The sequence below is a fragment of the Streptococcus mitis genome (genome assembly GCF_003942865.1).
In the GTDB taxonomy this organism is placed as follows: Bacteria; Bacillota; Bacilli; order Lactobacillales; family Streptococcaceae; genus Streptococcus; species Streptococcus mitis_BI.
Window position 1 is genome coordinate 17304 of the sequence record NZ_RJNZ01000007.1, and the last position, 16728, is coordinate 34031.

The window sequence follows — 16728 nt, forward strand, 5'->3', positions numbered from 1 at the left end:
AATCAGGATGAAGCTTATCTTCATCCTGATTTTTGTGTGGTTAAACGTTAGTTTGATTCATCCTTTTTACTCTTAAGTAGAAAAGTTGCTGTTAGGACTAGACTCAATCCTGACAAGAATAGTAGTGGATTGGATGTTTCACCAGTAGCTGGAAGTTGTTCTTTAGGAGAATCATTTGTAGATTGAACAAGGTCTGGACTAGATGAAACTTGCTCAGAGCTATTGGCTAATGGTTTGATATCTGTTTCACTTGGTTTTTGCTCTGCAGTAGTTGATGCTCCATTAGCTTGATAAACGACTGCATAGGTGCTGAAATGACTAGTCGTAAATTCTGCCATTCCCTCGCGAATAGTAAAATCGAGTGCCTGTAACTCTTTTGATGGAGTTAGGTAGTAAACATTTTCGACAGCAGAGGAAATAGGCAATCGAACCAAAACAGATCCTTTTGGTTGTAAACTCTGGTCTGTTGAATTTTTAAGGTGAAGATCGTAAGCATCATAGGTTTTACCAAATAGTTCTTGAGCTAAGACACGTCTGCTAGAAATATGAGAAATTCCCTCTAAGTCAGTCGCTCCTCCAATAATTTCAACTCCAGTCCTTTCATCTTTTAAGACACGAAGTTTATATTCAGGAACAGAAACCGTAGGCGCTTGCTCTTGTCCTGCTGTGCCGATAGGCTTCGTGTACTCAGGAATAGAAACAGTAAGTGCTTGCTCTTGTCCTGCTGTGCCGATAGGTTTCGTGTACTCAGGGATAGAAACCGTAGGCGGTTGTTCTATTCCTGCTGTGCCGATAGGTTGAGTGTATTCAGGGACGTTTACTACAGGTGGCTGTTCTAGTCCTGCTGTGCCGATAGATTTAGTGTATTCAGGAATAGAAACCGTAGGTGGTTGTTCTAGTCCTGCTGTGCCGATAGGTTGAGTGTATTCAGGGATAGAAACCGTAGGCGCTTGCTCTAGCCCTGCTGTGCCGATAGGCTTAGTGTACTCAGGGATAGAAACGGTAGGAGCTTGTTCTATTCCTGCTGTGCCGACAGGTTTAGTGTACTCAGGAATAGAAACAGTAGGAGCTTGTTCTAGTCCTGCTGTGCCGATAGGTTGAGTGTATTCAGGGATAGAAACAGTAGGTGGTTGTTCTAGTCCTGCTGTGCCGATAGGCTTAGTGTATTCAGGAATTTCTACAATAGGAGCAGGGTCATCTCCCTTGCTTGTAGTTGGCTGCTGATTCTCAACCTTCTTCTCATCCTTTTTGGTAAAGACAGCTACTACAGGACTGCTTGTTGTATTTCCCTGGATAGAATAAGCTTCTATCGCATTTCCAATTTTTCGATTGGTTTCGTCAGGGATAGGGATTTGTACCTGATTATCTTGGATTGATAAGACAGTCTGATCCCCAGTCGTAACTAGATGATTATCGTCTATCCTGCGTAAAACGAGTGGATCTTTGATACCTGGGAAGGTCACAGCGATGGCTTCCCAATCTCCAGCTGGAAGAGTTAAAGAGATGTTTTTATCCCCTTTCTTAAGTGGTGCGATACTTGGACTATCCAAGCTTACAGCTGGAGATTTAATCACATCAAATGAATCTAGAGAAATTTTCTTGCGACCTGCTGGTGAATTTGGATCAACTTTCAATGTCAAAATATGATTACCATCGGTCAGATTAGTAAATTCTCCAATTAAGGTTGCCTTTTGGGTAGCTCCAGCTGTGTAGAAGTCTAGACTTGGCATTTCTTTGCCATCTAGTGTCACGAGAGCTTTTCCGAGAGCGGATGTTTTAAGTCCGTAAATTCGAATACCTGTTCCAGTAAATGGAATGGTTGCCTGAGCTTCTGAAGCAGTACTCGGGTCACTGTTATTGATGTCCGCATATTTTTCTGTGCTCTTATATAATTCAGTATCGCTCCAATCTTTGAATTGAGATCCGTATTGAATGCGAGAGTCACGGTCATCCATTTTTTCAATAGTTGTTCCCTGTCCAGGTAAAACTTTAAAGTAGTCTAAGGAAATTTTGGAACGTTCACTGCCACGGTGTTTATGCTCTTGTTTTACAGTGATGGTCATCACATGAGCACCATCTGACAATCCTGTGAAGCGACCGATAAGGCTCCCTTTTTCAGTTGCACCTGCAGTATAAAAGTCCAGTTCACCGACTGATTTACCATCGATTTTGACTTCAGCGATTCCCAATTGAGATGATTTGAGACCATAGATTTCAATGCCAACACCATTGAAAGGAATGGTTGCTGTCGCATCTTTATCTGTATAGTTACCTAGTGAAAGGTCAGCAAACTTCTCTGTTCCTCCAAATAATTCTGAGTCTGCCCAGTTTCCAAATGCAGAACCGTATTGGATTCGGCTATCACGGTCATCCATCAATTGGTTATAGGTTTCGACATTGGCCTTTTCGGATACCTGTGTAGAAACATTACCCAGCATAGCCTTAACAGTATAAGTGTAGGCGAGTTGAGGATCGAGTGAGCGGTCGATAAAATGGGTTTGATTGGTTACAAATTCTCTAGTTGCAGAGGTTTGGCCAGATTCGTCTTTCACTTGTCTTTGGATAACATAGTGGGTAGCGCCTTCTACTTGGTTGAAGGTGAGTTCGGCAGTGACGCCATTTTGTCTAACTGCTGTCAGACTGGTTACACGACCAGAGAAATGTTCAAAGGTAATGACATCACCTTTTTGTGTTGCCAGTTGAATGCGGCCATCTTTAAGAACAGTTGCTTTGACAGGTTTACCATTAACCTTAACCTGACTGGCTTCGATATTTGGATAATCTACAACTAGGTCTCCACCGACATTTGAAAGGAAGGACAAGCTTTGCAGGTTTTTATCTTTCCACTGCATGCTGACTTCAAAGTTACCACGGGCAACCAGACCAGAAACCTGACCGTCTTTCCAAGCATCTGGAAGGGCTGGCAATGGTGCAATGTAGCCAGTGTGTGATTGAAGAAGCATTTCTGCAATTCCACTGGTTGCTCCAAAGTTTCCGTCGATTTGGAAAGGTGCGTGCGTATCCCAAAGGTTTTCTAGGGTTGAATATTTGAGCTGTTCAGCGAGCAAGCGATGAGCACGGTTACCGTCTAAGAGACGAGCCCAGAGGTTGATTTTATTGGCCTTAGACCAACCAGTACCACCATCTCCACGGTGGTTGAGGGTAGCACGCGCAGCTTCTAAATATTCAGCTTGATCCTTGCTAAAGAGCGTACCTGGGAAGAGACCTACCAGATGGGAAACGTGGCGGTGGTTATTTTCAATGCCTTCATTAGTGAATTGTGGACTGTCTTCTTCGTACCATTCCTTGATGCGTCCTTCTTTGTTAATGTGAAGTGGTTTTAGTTTGTCAAATTTAGCCTTGACCTCTGTAACTAAGTCTTTGTCGACATTCAGATGGTTGGCGACTTCCATGTAGTCATGGAATAGCTGCCAGACTAGTGATTGGTCAAAGGTATTTCCAATGGTAATAGTACCGTGCTCAGGTGAATAGGATGGAGAAGATACCCAACGGTCGCTGGCCTGGTCATAGTGCAAGAAGGAGTTCCAGAACTTAGCTGTTTCCTTGAGCATTGGATAAATCTTTTCTTTTAGATAAGTTTCATCCTTGGTGAATTTATAGTAGTCATAGACGTTCTGCATCATCCAGGCATTAGCTGCTGGAGACCAACCCCAATAGTAATTCCAACCAGGAGTAGTCCAACCAAATGGTGTCGCCTGTGTATGAACCAGCCATCCATTTTCTTGTCCATCTTTGGATTCGATACCGGCGTATTCCTTAGCAGCGATACGGCCATAGTAACGCATATCGTCAATGTAATTGATCATTGGCTTGGCTGTTTCAGCTAGATTGCTCATGTAGGCTGGCCAATAGTTCATTTGCAAGTTGACATTGAGGTGGTAGTCAGCGTTCCAAGGTGGATTGTCTACAGCATTCCAGACTCCTTGTAGGTTGGCAGGAAGGGCATCTGTCCGATCACGAGATGAACTAATCAATAAATAACGTCCGTATTGGAAGAAAAGTTCTTCCAGTTTTTGCCCTTTTGTTGGGTTATAGGTTTGAAGGGCCTCTTTTGTCGTTTGAGCAATATTGCTTCCACCTAGGTTTAGTTTAACGCGGTTAAAGAGGCTTTGATAGTCTTTGATATGGTTCCTTTTAAGTGTCTCGTAGTATTTGCCCTGAGCAGCTTCTACAATCCCTTTAACTGTTTTTTCGAGGTCAATGTCTTTTCGATAGTTGGTTTTAGGATTTTGAGCAAAGTTAGTCTTGGCACTGAGTAAAAGCGTAGCGTAGCTGGCCCCTGTGATCGTTAAACTATCCTCATGAACAGTAACTTTTCCGTCCGTTTTAATTCCTAGATAGGATGCGAACTGGAGGCCATTATCTTTGACTGTACCTTTTAGTAGGATACCATTTGGGTCTGTCGTAACATGGCCACTCTTGTAGTTAGAATACTCCGCTGAGTAGTCTCCGTTAGCAAGTAAATCTTCTGTTAAGCTATTCCAAACTGTAAAATCAAGTTTTTTGTCCCCTTTTTGGGTCAAGTGGGTCACGGTGACATCATCAGGGTAACTTGAGAAGGTTTCTCTTTTAAAGGTCGTTCCATCTTGGGTGTAAGAAGTTGTAGTAGTGGCTTCTGTGATATCCAAACCACGGTGATAGTCTGTAACTGTATCCAGCCCCTTTTTCTGGTTATTGAAGACCATGAAGATATCACCAAAGGCTAGATAACGTCCATACTGGGCATTGTTTGGTCCAACTAGATTTTGTTCAGCTAATCGTTTGGCTTTTTGGCGGTCTCCATCCTCGAGAGCCTTACGAATTTCTGCTAAAATTTTATACCGTTCCCGATAGTTTCCTCCATTATAGTCGGTACTGTCGGGACGTGGTCCACCTGACCAAAGAGTTTTTTCGTTGTATTGGATTCTCTCCTCGCCTATGAGACCAAAAACCTTAGCACCCATTTCACCATTCCCAACGGGGAGTGCTTGTTTTTCCCAGCCATCATAGGAAGGAGCTGTTGGTCGATCATAGTTTAGCTGATAGTTGCTTTGTTCTGTCACAGGTAGTTCTTGTTTTTCGGTTTCCTTATTTTCATTAGGTTTTACAATAGCCTCAGTACTGGCTTGATTAGTTGTAGCAGAGGCAACCTTAGCTTCAGTGGGTTTGCTTTCAGAAGAACTATTATTAGCTAGAACTTGTTTTGAATGGTCAATTGCTTCGCTTGGCTGTGTGTGCTCGGTTGATTCAGTTGTTTTCGTAACGGTATCTGTCTTAGCTGTAGTTTTCTCCAGTGTAGACTCATTTTGCTTTACTTTAATAGTATCAGCAGAAACGGTATGACTAGCTAGAAAAACTGCTCCAAGCAAAACAGAGGCTGTGCCGACTGTTAACTTTCGAATACTGTAGCGACAGGATTTCTCCCTCCAAATTTTTTCCATAGAAACCTCCTTTATCAATTAAAGCGCTTTCATTTTCATGAGAAGAACTTTGTTTCTATATTGTATTGTTAATCTAATTTTACCAGCTAATGAAGTATTGTCAAGGGGATTTGAGAAGGATATATATTTGATATTGTTTTGTATTAAAAAAGTGGAGGGAACGAATGGTAAGAGAGTGTATTTTTTATATTCTCTCTAGTTTTGACTAGAAAGATAAGCCAACTTTATTACAGCTTGCTCATCTCTGAAAGCGTAAAACAAACTGGTCAGGGTGGCTAGTTTGTGGTATAATGAAAGAGACTCAAAAAGAAACAGGAGAAATATGATGGATTTACTATTAGCAATTGTATTGATTGTGCTAGCTTTTCTAGGAGGAGCTCTTGGAGGAATGTACTTGGTTCGTAAGCAAATTGAAAAAGAATTCGCTGACAACCCACGTTTGAATGCTGAAGCAGTTCGTACTCTTTTGAGTGCAAATGGTCAAAAACCAAGTGAAGCTAAGGTACAACAAGTTTACCACCAAATCATCCGCCAACAAAAGGCAGCCCTTGCTAACAATAAAAAGAAAAAATAAATAAGGAAAAGTCTGGGATGAAAGTTCCAGACTTCTCACTATGTTGGCTAAGGGGTTAGGGATGAGACTTTTTCCTTGCATTCTATTGATATTTGATTATGATTAAGAGAGATAGTTGTTGATTAGGCTGTCATTATTCAGTTCATAAGGAACGGTAATCATAATGAACTATCAATCAGAAAAAAGACTAGAAAGAAGACTGTATGGATAATCGACCAATTGGTTTTTTGGATTCGGGTGTCGGGGGCTTGACCGTTGTGCGCGAGCTCATGCGCCAGCTTCCCCATGAAGAAATCGTCTATATTGGGGATTCGGCACGGGCGCCTTACGGGCCCCGTCCTGCTGAGCAAATTCGTGAATATACTTGGCAGTTGGTCAACTTTCTTTTGACCAAGGATGTCAAAATGATTGTCATTGCTTGTAATACTGCGACTGCGGTCGTCTGGGAAGAAATCAAGGCTCAACTAGATATTCCTGTCCTAGGTGTTATTTTGCCAGGAGCTTCGGCAGCCATCAAGTCCAGCCAAGGTGGGAAAATCGGAGTGATTGGAACGCCTATGACGGTACAATCAGATATCTACCGCCAGAAAATCCATGATCTGGATCCAGATTTACAGGTGGAGAGTTTGGCCTGTCCCAAGTTTGCCCCCTTGGTGGAGTCTGGTGCCCTGTCAACCAGTGTTACCAAGAAAGTGGTCTATGAAACCCTGCGTCCCTTGGTTGGAAAGGTGGATAGCCTGATTTTGGGTTGTACCCATTATCCACTCCTCAGACCGATTATTCAAAATGTCATGGGACCCAAGGTTCAGCTCATTGATAGTGGGGCAGAGTGCGTACGGGATATCTCAGTCTTACTTAATTATTTTGAAATCAATCGTGGTCGCGATGCTGGACCACTCCATCACCGTTTTTACACAACAGCCAGCAGCCAAAGTTTTGCACAAATTGGTGAAGAATGGCTGGAAAAAGAGATTCATGTGGAGCATGTAGAATTATGACAAATAAAATTTATGAATATAAGGATGACCAGGACTGGTATGTCGGCTCATATAGTATTTTTGGTGGTGTCCGGACATTGACTGATGAAGACTTGGATTTTCCTCTATTTGAGTTTGCCCAAAGATTTCGAGATGAGGAACAAGGTTTTCCTATTTCTGTGATTGTTTTACGCTATGGTTCTCTCTACCGTTTATTGTCTTTTGTGGTAGATATCCTCAACCAAGAAATGGGACGAAATCTGGAAGTCATCCAACGTCAGGGAGCTTTTCTCTTGATTGAAAATGGGCAACTCCTGCATGTAGCATTGCCTAAAGAAGGGGTCAATGTTCATGATTTCTTTGAGACAAGCAAGGTCAGAGAAACCTTATTGATTGCGACTCGAAACGAAGGCAAGACCAAAGAGTTCCGAGCTATCTTTGATAAGTTAGGCTACGATGTGGAAAATCTTAATGACTATCCTGATTTGCCTGAAGTAGCAGAAACAGGCATGACCTTTGAAGAAAATGCCCGTCTCAAGGCAGAAACCATTTCCCAATTAACGGGCAAGATGGTTTTGGCAGATGACTCAGGTCTCAAAGTCGATGTCCTTGGTGGCTTGCCAGGTGTCTGGTCAGCTCGTTTCGCAGGAGTGGGAGCTACTGACCGTGAAAACAATGCCAAACTCTTGCACGAGTTGGCCATGGTTTTTGAACTCAAGGACCGCTCGGCTCAATTCCATACAACCCTAGTCGTAGCCAGTCCAAACAAGGAAAGCTTGGTTGTTGAAGCAGACTGGCCTGGCTACATTAATTTTGAACCTAAGGGTGAAAATGGATTTGGTTACGATCCTCTCTTCCTTGTAGGAGAGACAGGCAAGTCCTCAGCTGAATTAACCCTTGAAGAAAAAAATAGCCAATCTCACCGCGCCTTAGCCGTTAAGAAACTTTTGGAGGTATTTCCATCATGGCAAAGCAAACCATCATTGTAATGAGCGATTCTCATGGCGATAGCTTGATTGTGGAAGAAATCCGTGATCGCTATGTAGGAAAAGTTGATGCCGTTTTTCATAACGGCGATTCTGAACTGCGTCCTGATTCTCCCCTTTGGGAAGGCATCCGTGTTGTTAAAGGGAATATGGACTTCTATGCAGGTTACCCAGAACGTTTGGTGACTGAGCTTGGTTCGACCAAGATTATCCAAACCCATGGTCACTTGTTTGATATTAATTTCAATTTTCAAAAGTTGGACTACTGGGCTCAGGAGGAAGAGGCCGATATCTGCCTTTATGGTCACTTGCATGTGCCAAACGCTTGGATGGAGGGCAAGACCCTTTTTCTAAATCCAGGTTCTATCAGTCAACCACGTGGTACCGTCAGAGAATGTCTCTATGCTCGTGTGGAGATTGATGATAGTTACTTCAAAGTCGACTTTTTGACACGAGAGCATGAGGTGTATCCGGGCTTGTCCAAGGAGTTTAGCCGATGATTGCCAAGGAGTTTGAGACTTTCTTGTTGGGGCAGGAGGAAACTTTTTTGACTCCTGCTGAAAATCTAGCCGTGTTGATTGATACCCACAATGCGGATCACGCGACCCTCTTGCTCAGTCAGATGACCTATACCCGTGTTCCTGTTGTGACAGATGAAAAACAGTTTGTTGGGACGATTGGGCTCAGAGATATTATGGCTTATCAGATGGAGCATGATTTGAGTCAAGAAATCATGGCAGATACGGATATCGTTCATATGACGAGAACGGACGTAGCGGTTGTCTCGCCTGATTTTACTATTACGGAGGTCTTGCACAAGCTGGTAGATGAGTCCTTCTTACCGGTTGTGGACGCAGAGGGTATTTTCCAAGGAATTATCACGCGCAAGTCTATCCTCAAGGCTGTCAATGCTCTTTTGCATGACTTTAGTAAAGAATACGAGATTCGATGCAAATGAGAGATAGGATTTCAGCCTTTTTAGAGGAAAAGCAGGGCTTGTCTGCCAATTCCAAGCAGTCTTATAAGTATGATTTGGAGCAATTTTTAGACATTGTGGGCGAGCGGATTTCGGAGACCAGTCTCAAGATTTACCAAGCCCAGCTAGCCAATCTAAAAATTAGTGCTCAGAAGCGGAAGATTTCGGCCTGTAACCAATTTCTCTACTTTCTCTATCAAAAAGGAGAGGTGGACAGCTTTTACCGTTTGGAATTAGCCAAACAAGCTGAGAAGAAGACCGAAAAGTCGGAACTCTTAGACCTAGACTCTTTTTGGCAGGAAAGTAATTATCCAGAAGGACGCTTACTGGCACTTCTTATCTTAGAAATGGGACTCTTGCCAAGTGAGATTTTAGCTCTTAAGGTTGCGGATATCAATCTGGATTTTCAGGTGTTGAGAATCAAGAAGGCTTCCCAACAGAGGATTGTCACCATTCCCACGATCTTGCTTTCAGAGTTGGAACCCTTGATGGGACAGACCTATCTTTTTGAAAGGGGAGGGAAAGCCTATTCTCGTCAGTGGGCCTTCCGTCAACTAGAAGCTTTTGTCAAGGAGAAAGGTTTTCCATCCTTATCAGCTCAAGCCCTACGGGAACAGTTCATTCTAAGACAGATAGAAAAGAAGGTCGATTTGTACGAAATTGCAAAAAAATTAGGATTAAAAACAGTCCTGACCTTAGAAAAATATAGATAATGGATATTAAATTAAAAGATTTTGAAGGGCCCCTGGACTTGCTCTTGCATCTGGTGTCTAAGTACCAGATGGATATCTACGATGTGCCTATTACGGAAGTCATCGAACAGTACCTAGCCTATGTCTCAACCCTGCAGGCTATGCGTCTGGAAGTGACGGGTGAGTACATGGTCATGGCCAGTCAGCTCATGTTGATTAAGAGCCGCAAACTACTTCCAAAGCTAGCAGAAGTGACAGACTTGGAGGATGACCTGGAGCAGGACCTTCTCTCTCAAATCGAAGAATACCGCAAGTTCAAGCTCTTGGGGGAGCATTTAGAAGCCAAGCACCAAGAACGGGCCCAGTATTATTCTAAAGCGCCGACTGAGTTGATTTACGAAGATGCTGAGCTTGTGCATGACAAGACGACCATTGACCTCTTTTTGGCTTTTTCAAATATCCTAGCCAAGAAAAAAGAGGAGTTTGCACAGAATCACACGACGATCTTGCGGGATGAGTATAAGATTGAGGACATGATGATTATCGTGAAAGAGTCCTTGATTGGACGAGATCAATTGCGCTTGCAGGATTTGTTCAAGGAAGCCCAGAATGTCCAAGAAGTCATTACCCTCTTTTTGGCAACCTTGGAGTTAATCAAAACTCAGGAGTTAACTCTAGTGCAGAATGAGAGTTTTGGGGATATCTATCTCATGGAAAAGAAGGAAGAAAGTCAAGTGGCCCAAAGCTAGACTTGATAGAGAGGAAAGATGAGTACTTTAGCAAAAATAGAAGCGCTCTTGTTTGTAGTGGGTGAAGATGGGATTAGAGTCCGCCAGTTAGCTGAACTCCTCTCTCTGCCACCGACAGGCATCCAACAGAGTTTAGAAAAATTAGCCCAGAAGTATGAAAAGGATCCAGATTCCAGTTTGGCTCTGATCGAGACAGGGGGTGCTTATAGATTGGTGACCAAGCCTCAATTTGCAGAGATTTTGAAGGAATACTCTAAGGCACCTATCAACCAGAGTTTATCTCGGGCTGCCCTTGAGACCTTGTCCATCATTGCCTACAAACAGCCCATCACACGGATAGAAATTGATGCCATCCGTGGGGTCAACTCGAGTGGGGCCTTGGCAAAGTTGCAGGCTTTTGACCTGATAAAGGAAGACGGGAAAAAAGAAGTGTTGGGGCGCCCCAACCTCTATGTGACTACGGATTATTTCCTAGATTACATGGGAATTAACCATTTGGAAGAATTACCAGTGATTGATGAGCTTGAGATTCAAGCCCAAGAAAGCCAATTATTTGGTGAAAGGATAGAAGAAGATGAGAATCAATAAGTATATTGCCCACGCAGGTGTGGCCAGTAGGAGAAAAGCAGAAGAGCTGATCAAGCAAGGTTTGGTGACGGTTAACGGCCAAGTGGTACGTGAACTAGCAACAACCATCAAGTCAGGCGACAAGGTCGAAGTTGAAGGTCAACCTATCTACAACGAAGAAAAGGTCTACTATCTGCTTAACAAACCACGCGGTGTCATTTCCAGTGTGACAGATGACAAGGGCCGCAAGACGGTTGTGGACCTCTTGCCTAATGTCAAAGAGCGTATTTACCCAGTTGGACGTTTGGACTGGGATACATCAGGAGTCTTGATTTTGACTAATGATGGGGATTTTACGGATGAGATGATTCACCCTCGTAATGAGATTGACAAGGTTTATGTCGCGCGTGTTAAAGGTGTGGCCAATAAGGATAATCTCCGCCCCTTGACCCGTGGACTTGAGATTGATGGTAAGAAAACCAAGCCGGCTGTCTATGAGATTCTCAAAGTCGATCCAGTCAAAAACCGCTCTGTGGTGCAGTTGACTATCCATGAAGGGCGTAACCACCAGGTTAAAAAGATGTTTGAAGCTGTCGGTCTCCAAGTAGATAAGTTGTCACGGACCCGTTTTGGACATCTAGACTTGACAGGACTCCGTCCAGGAGAATCCCGTCGTCTTAATAAAAAAGAAATCAGCCAACTACATACCATGGCTGTAACCAAGAAATAATGAAACAAATTTTAATAGCGCCTGTGCGCTTTTACCAACGGTTTATCTCACCAGCCTTTCCGCCCTCTTGTCGCTTTGAGCCTACCTGTTCAAACTATATGATTCAGGCTATTGAAAAACATGGCTTCAAGGGTGTTTTGATGGGCTTGGCTCGGATTTTACGTTGTCATCCCTGGTCGAAAACGGGTAAGGACCCTGTGCCAGACCACTTTACTTTGAAAAGAAATTCAAAGTAAGATTGTATTCTAATGTATAAAACACAGATAGATGATACTTGGTATTTACTAAGTGCCATCTATCTGTGTTTTTATTTATTATTGATGTTTCTGTTATCCTATTCCAAAATGTTTTTACCTTCTTTAACACGCCAATGATAATCCGATAAAATAATATCTTCAAGAGAGTAACTAGCCTGCCAATCAAGGTATTTTTTAGCTTTTGAAGCATCTGCTAGGACGCTAGCTGGGTCACCAGCACGTCGAGCAACAATTTCGTGTGGTATTTTTTGATTCAGTAATTCTTCAGCAGTTTTAAAGATTTCTTTGACGGTATAGCCTTTTTCAGTTCCTAAGTTAAAGATTTGAGAAGAACTGTCTTCTTGAAAGAGGTAATTCATCCCTTTAACATGAGCCTGTGCAAGGTCCAAAACATGAATGTAATCTCGAATACATGAACCATCACGTGTATCGTAGTCATCTCCAAATATTTTGAGGCTATCATTTTGTCCCAATGCGGTCTTGTTGATATTGGGAATAATATGAGTTGGATTTTTCACGCGCAGACCGTTTGAAGCATCCATTTCAGCCCCAGCTACATTAAAGTAACGGAAAATAACATATTTCCAGTCGTAGCGATTGGCCATCCAGTAAATCATTCGTTCGCCCATCAGTTTTGTCTCTGCATAAGGATTGACGGGGTCGAGCAGGGTATCTTCAGTAGCTGGCTTGTCAATACAATTATTACCATAGAGGGAAGCGGTTGAAGAGAACATGATTTTTTGAATGCCAACTTCAGATAAGACTTTGAGAACTTGGTTCATACCAGCGACATTGGCAGTGAAGTATTTGCTTGGGTTTTCAATGCTTTCGCTCACAACAATCTCACCTGCACAATGAAGAACAGCATCAATCTGATTTTCTTCCAAATAAGCTTTTAAGGAACTAGCATCATAAACGTCCAGTTGTTTAAAGCTAGCACGACTATCTACAGCCGAACGATTTCCTGTAGAGAGATTATCTAAGACATGCACCTGGTATCCAGCATTTAAAAGAGCTTTAACGGTATGAGAGCCAATGTAGCCAGCTCCACCTGTAACAAGAATTGTTTTTGTCATGATTTTTTCCTTTTTCTAGTTTTGTACTATTTTAAATAAAAAAGAAAGGAAAGTCAATTATTTTCAGTTGCTTTTGATAAAATCTGAATGATATTGCCATTAAATTGTTTTTTTGTTCGTAAAACAAGAGTTGGATTAATCTTGGAATAGTTCTTAGATTTCACCTCACATGTAAGGGAATACAATCTTTTTCTAAGATATAGCAGGACTAAGATACTAATTTAGAAATCCACCTTCCCGCTATCCTTCTCCTATAAAAAGTGGTAAAATGGATGAAAGAAAGAAGGAACTGAAATGACAACATTATTTTCAAAAATCAAAGAAGTAACAGAACTTGCTGCAATCTCAGGTCATGAAGCGCCTGTCCGCGCTTATCTTCGTGAAAAGTTGACACCGCACGTAGATGAAGTGGTGACAGATGGCTTGGGTGGTATTTTTGGTATCAAACATTCAGAAGCTGCGGATGCACCGCGCGTCTTAGTCGCTTCTCATATGGATGAAGTTGGATTTATGGTTAGTGAGATTAAGCCAGATGGTACCTTCCGTGTCGTTGAGATTGGCGGTTGGAACCCTATGGTGGTTAGTAGCCAGCGCTTTAAACTCTTTACTCGTGACGGTCGTGAAATTCCTGTGATTTCAGGCTCTGTTCCGCCACATTTGACTCGCGGAAAGGGTGGACCAACTATGCCAGCTATTGCAGATATCGTCTTTGATGGCGGTTTTGCGGACAAGGCTGAGGCAGAAAGTTTTGGCATCCGTCCTGGTGATACCATCGTACCAGATAGCTCTGCAATCTTGACAGCCAATGAAAAAAATATCATCTCAAAAGCTTGGGACAATCGCTATGGAGTTCTCATGGTGAGCGAGTTGGCGGAAGCTCTGTCAGATAAAAAACTTGGCAATGAACTCTATCTGGGCTCTAACGTCCAAGAAGAGGTTGGTCTCCGTGGTGCCCATACATCAACAACCAAATTTGACCCAGAAGTATTTCTGGCAGTTGACTGTTCACCTGCTGGTGATGTTTATGGTGGTCAAGGTAAGATTGGGGATGGAACCTTGATTCGTTTCTACGATCCAGGTCACTTGCTTCTCCCAGGAATGAAGGATTTCCTTTTAACAACGGCTGAAGAAGCTGGTATCAAGTACCAATACTACTGTGGCAAAGGCGGAACAGATGCTGGCGCAGCTCATCTGAAAAATGGTGGTGTCCCATCTACAACAATCGGTGTTTGCGCTCGTTATATCCATTCTCACCAAACCCTCTACGCTATGGATGACTTCCTAGAAGCGCAAGCTTTCTTACAAGCCTTGGTGAAGAAATTGGATCGTTCAACGGTTGATTTGATTAAAAATTATTAAACCATAAGGGAGGTGGTAGGGATGGTAGAACCAAACCTAGAAAACCTTATAAAAGATCTTTACAATCATGCTCGACAAGATTTGAGTGAAGATTTAGTTGCTGCTCTCCTAGAGACTGCTAAAAAACTGCCTACTACAAATGAGCAATTGCTGGCAGTTCGTCTCTCAGGCCTGGTCAATCGTGAATTGCTCCTAAATCCCAAACATCCGGCACCTGAGTTGCTCAACTTGGCTCGCTTTATTAAGAGAGAAGAAAACAAGTACAGAGGAACCGCAGCTTCTGCAATTATGTATGGGGAGCTCTTTAAAATGCTTTGATTCCATTGTGAATCAAAGCATTTTTCTATATGGTAGAAAAGAAACTATTGCTGAGGAGAAGAAAAAAGCCATCCCATTTAGGATAGCTTCTTTTGGTTATCAGATTTGTTCAGCGATGACCTTTTCAGCTAGGTTCATAGCGTGGTCAGACACTCGAGTGTAGTGGGAAATGATGTCGATAAAGTTGACCCCAGCTTGTGTTGAACACTCGCCTTTGTTAAGACGTTTGATATGGGTCTTTCTGAGAACACGCTCTATATTGTTGATCTCTTTATGGCGTTCAATCAGACTTTGAGCTTTTTCAATATCATTGTTTTCCACGCTGTCAAGGGCATCCTTGATAAAGGCAGTGGTTTTTTGATAGATATCAGCTAGTTCTTGCAAAGCAGCTTCAGAGAACACAACATTTTTACGTTGAAGATAGTCGGTCAGATTGATTAGGGCTTCTGCGTGGTCCCCAATCCGTTCCAAATCACGGGATGAATCCAGGATGTTGGTGAGCACTTCACTTTCTTTCTGGCTAAGAGCTTCGCTTGAAAGAGTAATAAGATAGCGAGTCAATTTTTCATCAATGGTGTTGATGGCTTCTTCCGTCTTGTGGCCTTTTTCAGCAACTTTTTCATTGAGGTCAATGATGTAGTTGTATGAAAGGTCAAAGGCTTTAGAAGCGTAATTTCCTAAGTGAAGGAGTTCTTTTTTCGCATTTCCGAGAGCGATTGATGGAGCTTGCTTAATCAAGTGTTCATCAAGGTAAAGAGGTTCGTATTTGACAACTTCGTCTTCACCAGGGATGAGCTTGGTTACAAAGTAGGCCAAGGCACCGATGAAGGGAAATTGGATAATAGTATTTGTGATATTAAAGGTTCCGTGGGCGAAGGCAATGGTCATTTCTGGAGCCAGATTGAGTGTAGATTCAAACCATTGAATCAAGCCAGTGAAAGGTACAAGGAAGACAATACAGATAACTGTACCAATCACGTTAAAGGCGACATGGGCACCAGCAACACGTTTGGCGGCGATATTGGCTCCAAGAGAAGCAATAATAGCTGTAATGGTCGTTCCGATATTATCACCAAACAAGACTGGTAAGGCACCTTGTAGATCAATCAAACCACTTGCGTAAAGATTCTGTAGGATACCGATAGTTGCGGAAGAAGCTTGAATGAGTAGGGTTAGTCCAGTTCCGACAAAGACACCTAGAATAGGACTCTTACTTAGTTCAACCATATAGTCCCTAAAGACTTGCAGGTCTTTTAGAGGTTCCATTGCACCGCTCATAAGATTGAGAGCGAAGAAGATACCACCTACACCAAAAATGATACGTCCGATGTTATTGATAGAGCGATTCTTGGTGAAGAAGAGACAAATCGCTCCGATGAAAAGCATTGGTAAGGCGTAATCTCCTAGCTTAAAACCGATGATAAAGGATGTAACGGTAGTTCCAATATTGGCACCCATGACAATACCGATAGCTTGACGCAAGGTCAAAAGTCCTGCGCTGACTAGCCCCACTGTAATGACTGTGACACCAGAACTTGACTGAATTAGCGCCGTCATACCGATACCAACTAGCACACCGAAGAACGGATTGCTGGTATATTTGTCAATGTAAAAACGAAGGCGATCTCCAGCAGCTTGTTGCAAACCGTCTCCCATGGTCTTGATACTATATAAGAATAGTCCCAGACCACCTAAAAAGTGAAATAAAATTTCCTGCCAATTAATGGACATTTCTTTTTCCTCCGAAAAATAATAACGGAATTTCTCCTATTCTATTTTAAAGGATAAAAGTAAATCTAACAAGTGTTAAGCTAAAATTTTAGAAAGAAAATTCATCAGCAAGGACCTTAATTATATTAATTTTACCAATTTCTAACCTAGATATAGGTATTTCCTTTTATACATTGACATTTAAAAGAAATATTTTAAAATGAGGGAGGAATTATCTTGATCCCTGTGATTGGGATAAAAATTTTATAAAGAAAGTTAAGCGCTTTCTTTTTGTGCAACAAAATCAATCTTTTAG

Annotated in this window: 15 protein-coding genes; 12 read left to right on the forward strand and 3 right to left on the reverse strand. The window is 42.4% G+C overall.

Annotation, left to right across the window (positions count from 1 at the left end):
• Positions 1-47: 47 nt before the first annotated feature.
• Positions 48-5441 carry an SIALI-17 repeat-containing surface protein gene (locus D8845_RS05970; protein ID WP_125452826.1) on the reverse strand — a complete coding sequence of 1798 codons (5394 nt, stop codon included), beginning with the start codon at positions 5439-5441 and terminating at the stop codon, positions 48-50.
• A 325-nt stretch (positions 5442-5766) separates the two neighbouring features.
• Between D8845_RS05970 and D8845_RS05975 the strand changes: the two genes are divergently transcribed.
• The 10 genes from D8845_RS05975 (at position 5767) to yidD (ending at position 11928) form a co-directional block, all read left to right on the forward strand.
• Positions 5767-6015 (forward strand): YneF family protein, encoded by a 249-nt coding sequence (locus D8845_RS05975; protein ID WP_000364990.1) that lies wholly within the window; start codon positions 5767-5769, stop codon positions 6013-6015.
• 203 nt (positions 6016-6218) lie between these two features.
• On the forward strand, positions 6219-7013 hold the full coding sequence (gene racE / locus D8845_RS05980) for a glutamate racemase (RefSeq protein ID WP_000370376.1): 795 nt from the start codon (positions 6219-6221) through the stop codon (positions 7011-7013).
• Positions 7010-7981 (forward strand): nucleoside-triphosphate diphosphatase, encoded by a 972-nt coding sequence (locus tag D8845_RS05985; RefSeq protein ID WP_000182419.1) that lies wholly within the window; start codon positions 7010-7012, stop codon positions 7979-7981. Before racE ends, D8845_RS05985 begins: the two co-directional genes overlap by 4 nt.
• Complete coding sequence (locus D8845_RS05990) at positions 7957-8478, forward strand: metallophosphoesterase (RefSeq protein ID WP_125452827.1); 522 nt, start codon at positions 7957-7959, stop codon at positions 8476-8478. Before D8845_RS05985 ends, D8845_RS05990 begins: the two co-directional genes overlap by 25 nt.
• Positions 8475-8936 carry a cyclic-di-AMP-binding protein CbpB gene (gene cbpB, locus D8845_RS05995; RefSeq protein WP_125452828.1) on the forward strand — a complete coding sequence of 154 codons (462 nt, stop codon included), beginning with the start codon at positions 8475-8477 and terminating at the stop codon, positions 8934-8936. The genes D8845_RS05990 and cbpB overlap by 4 nt, the downstream gene beginning before the upstream one ends.
• Entirely contained in the window at positions 8933-9667 is a 735-nt protein-coding gene (gene xerD / locus D8845_RS06000; RefSeq protein WP_312023123.1) for a site-specific tyrosine recombinase XerD, read from the forward strand. Before cbpB ends, xerD begins: the two co-directional genes overlap by 4 nt.
• Positions 9667-10395 carry a segregation/condensation protein A gene (locus D8845_RS06005; RefSeq protein WP_125452830.1) on the forward strand — a complete coding sequence of 243 codons (729 nt, stop codon included), beginning with the start codon at positions 9667-9669 and terminating at the stop codon, positions 10393-10395. The genes xerD and D8845_RS06005 overlap by 1 nt, the downstream gene beginning before the upstream one ends.
• An 18-nt stretch (positions 10396-10413) precedes the next feature.
• The gene (scpB, locus tag D8845_RS06010) at positions 10414-10983 is read left to right on the forward strand and encodes an SMC-Scp complex subunit ScpB (protein WP_125452831.1); all 570 of its coding nucleotides are present in this window, start codon (positions 10414-10416) and stop codon (positions 10981-10983) included.
• On the forward strand, positions 10970-11692 hold the full coding sequence (locus D8845_RS06015) for a pseudouridine synthase (protein WP_001222228.1): 723 nt from the start codon (positions 10970-10972) through the stop codon (positions 11690-11692). Before scpB ends, D8845_RS06015 begins: the two co-directional genes overlap by 14 nt.
• Complete coding sequence (gene yidD / locus D8845_RS06020) at positions 11692-11928, forward strand: membrane protein insertion efficiency factor YidD (RefSeq protein WP_125452832.1); 237 nt, start codon at positions 11692-11694, stop codon at positions 11926-11928. Before D8845_RS06015 ends, yidD begins: the two co-directional genes overlap by 1 nt.
• Before the next feature lie 98 nt (positions 11929-12026).
• Here the strand turns inward: yidD and galE are convergent, their stop codons facing one another.
• Positions 12027-13025: a UDP-glucose 4-epimerase GalE gene (galE, locus tag D8845_RS06025; RefSeq protein WP_125452833.1), complete on the reverse strand. Its 999-nt coding sequence runs from the start codon at positions 13023-13025 to the stop codon at positions 12027-12029.
• Positions 13026-13319: 294 nt separating this feature from the next.
• Between galE and pepA the strand changes: the two genes are divergently transcribed.
• Together pepA and D8845_RS06035 are read left to right on the forward strand one after the other, a co-directional pair.
• Complete coding sequence (gene pepA, locus D8845_RS06030; protein WP_125452834.1) at positions 13320-14384, forward strand: glutamyl aminopeptidase; 1065 nt, start codon at positions 13320-13322, stop codon at positions 14382-14384.
• Positions 14385-14405: 21 nt separating this feature from the next.
• Complete coding sequence (locus D8845_RS06035; RefSeq protein WP_125452835.1) at positions 14406-14702, forward strand: bacteriocin immunity protein; 297 nt, start codon at positions 14406-14408, stop codon at positions 14700-14702.
• Between the two features lie 99 nt (positions 14703-14801).
• Here D8845_RS06035 and D8845_RS06040 read toward each other — a convergent pair whose 3' ends face one another.
• Positions 14802-16433 (reverse strand): Na/Pi cotransporter family protein, encoded by a 1632-nt coding sequence (locus D8845_RS06040; RefSeq protein ID WP_125452836.1) that lies wholly within the window; start codon positions 16431-16433, stop codon positions 14802-14804.
• Positions 16434-16728 lie beyond the last annotated feature (295 nt).

What these genes read in the sequence shown, in the direction of transcription:
- yidD (WP_125452832.1), top strand. Translation starts at nt 11,692, where the DNA reads ATGAAACAAATTTTAATAGCGCCTGTGCGCTTTTACCAACGGTTTATC.
- D8845_RS06015 (WP_001222228.1), top strand. Translation starts at nt 10,970, where the DNA reads ATGAGAATCAATAAGTATATTGCCCACGCAGGTGTGGCCAGTAGGAGA.
- D8845_RS06040 (WP_125452836.1), bottom strand. Translation starts at nt 16,433, where the DNA reads ATGTCCATTAATTGGCAGGAAATTTTATTTCACTTTTTAGGTGGTCTG.
- D8845_RS06005 (WP_125452830.1), top strand. Translation starts at nt 9,667, where the DNA reads ATGGATATTAAATTAAAAGATTTTGAAGGGCCCCTGGACTTGCTCTTG.
- scpB (WP_125452831.1), top strand. Translation starts at nt 10,414, where the DNA reads ATGAGTACTTTAGCAAAAATAGAAGCGCTCTTGTTTGTAGTGGGTGAA.
- cbpB (WP_125452828.1), top strand. Translation starts at nt 8,475, where the DNA reads ATGATTGCCAAGGAGTTTGAGACTTTCTTGTTGGGGCAGGAGGAAACT.
- D8845_RS05975 (WP_000364990.1), top strand. Translation starts at nt 5,767, where the DNA reads ATGGATTTACTATTAGCAATTGTATTGATTGTGCTAGCTTTTCTAGGA.
- D8845_RS06035 (WP_125452835.1), top strand. Translation starts at nt 14,406, where the DNA reads ATGGTAGAACCAAACCTAGAAAACCTTATAAAAGATCTTTACAATCAT.
- pepA (WP_125452834.1), top strand. Translation starts at nt 13,320, where the DNA reads ATGACAACATTATTTTCAAAAATCAAAGAAGTAACAGAACTTGCTGCA.
- racE (WP_000370376.1), top strand. Translation starts at nt 6,219, where the DNA reads ATGGATAATCGACCAATTGGTTTTTTGGATTCGGGTGTCGGGGGCTTG.
- galE (WP_125452833.1), bottom strand. Translation starts at nt 13,025, where the DNA reads ATGACAAAAACAATTCTTGTTACAGGTGGAGCTGGCTACATTGGCTCT.
- D8845_RS05985 (WP_000182419.1), top strand. Translation starts at nt 7,010, where the DNA reads ATGACAAATAAAATTTATGAATATAAGGATGACCAGGACTGGTATGTC.
- D8845_RS05970 (WP_125452826.1), bottom strand. Translation starts at nt 5,441, where the DNA reads ATGGAAAAAATTTGGAGGGAGAAATCCTGTCGCTACAGTATTCGAAAG.
- D8845_RS05990 (WP_125452827.1), top strand. Translation starts at nt 7,957, where the DNA reads ATGGCAAAGCAAACCATCATTGTAATGAGCGATTCTCATGGCGATAGC.
- xerD (WP_312023123.1), top strand. Translation starts at nt 8,933, where the DNA reads ATGAGAGATAGGATTTCAGCCTTTTTAGAGGAAAAGCAGGGCTTGTCT.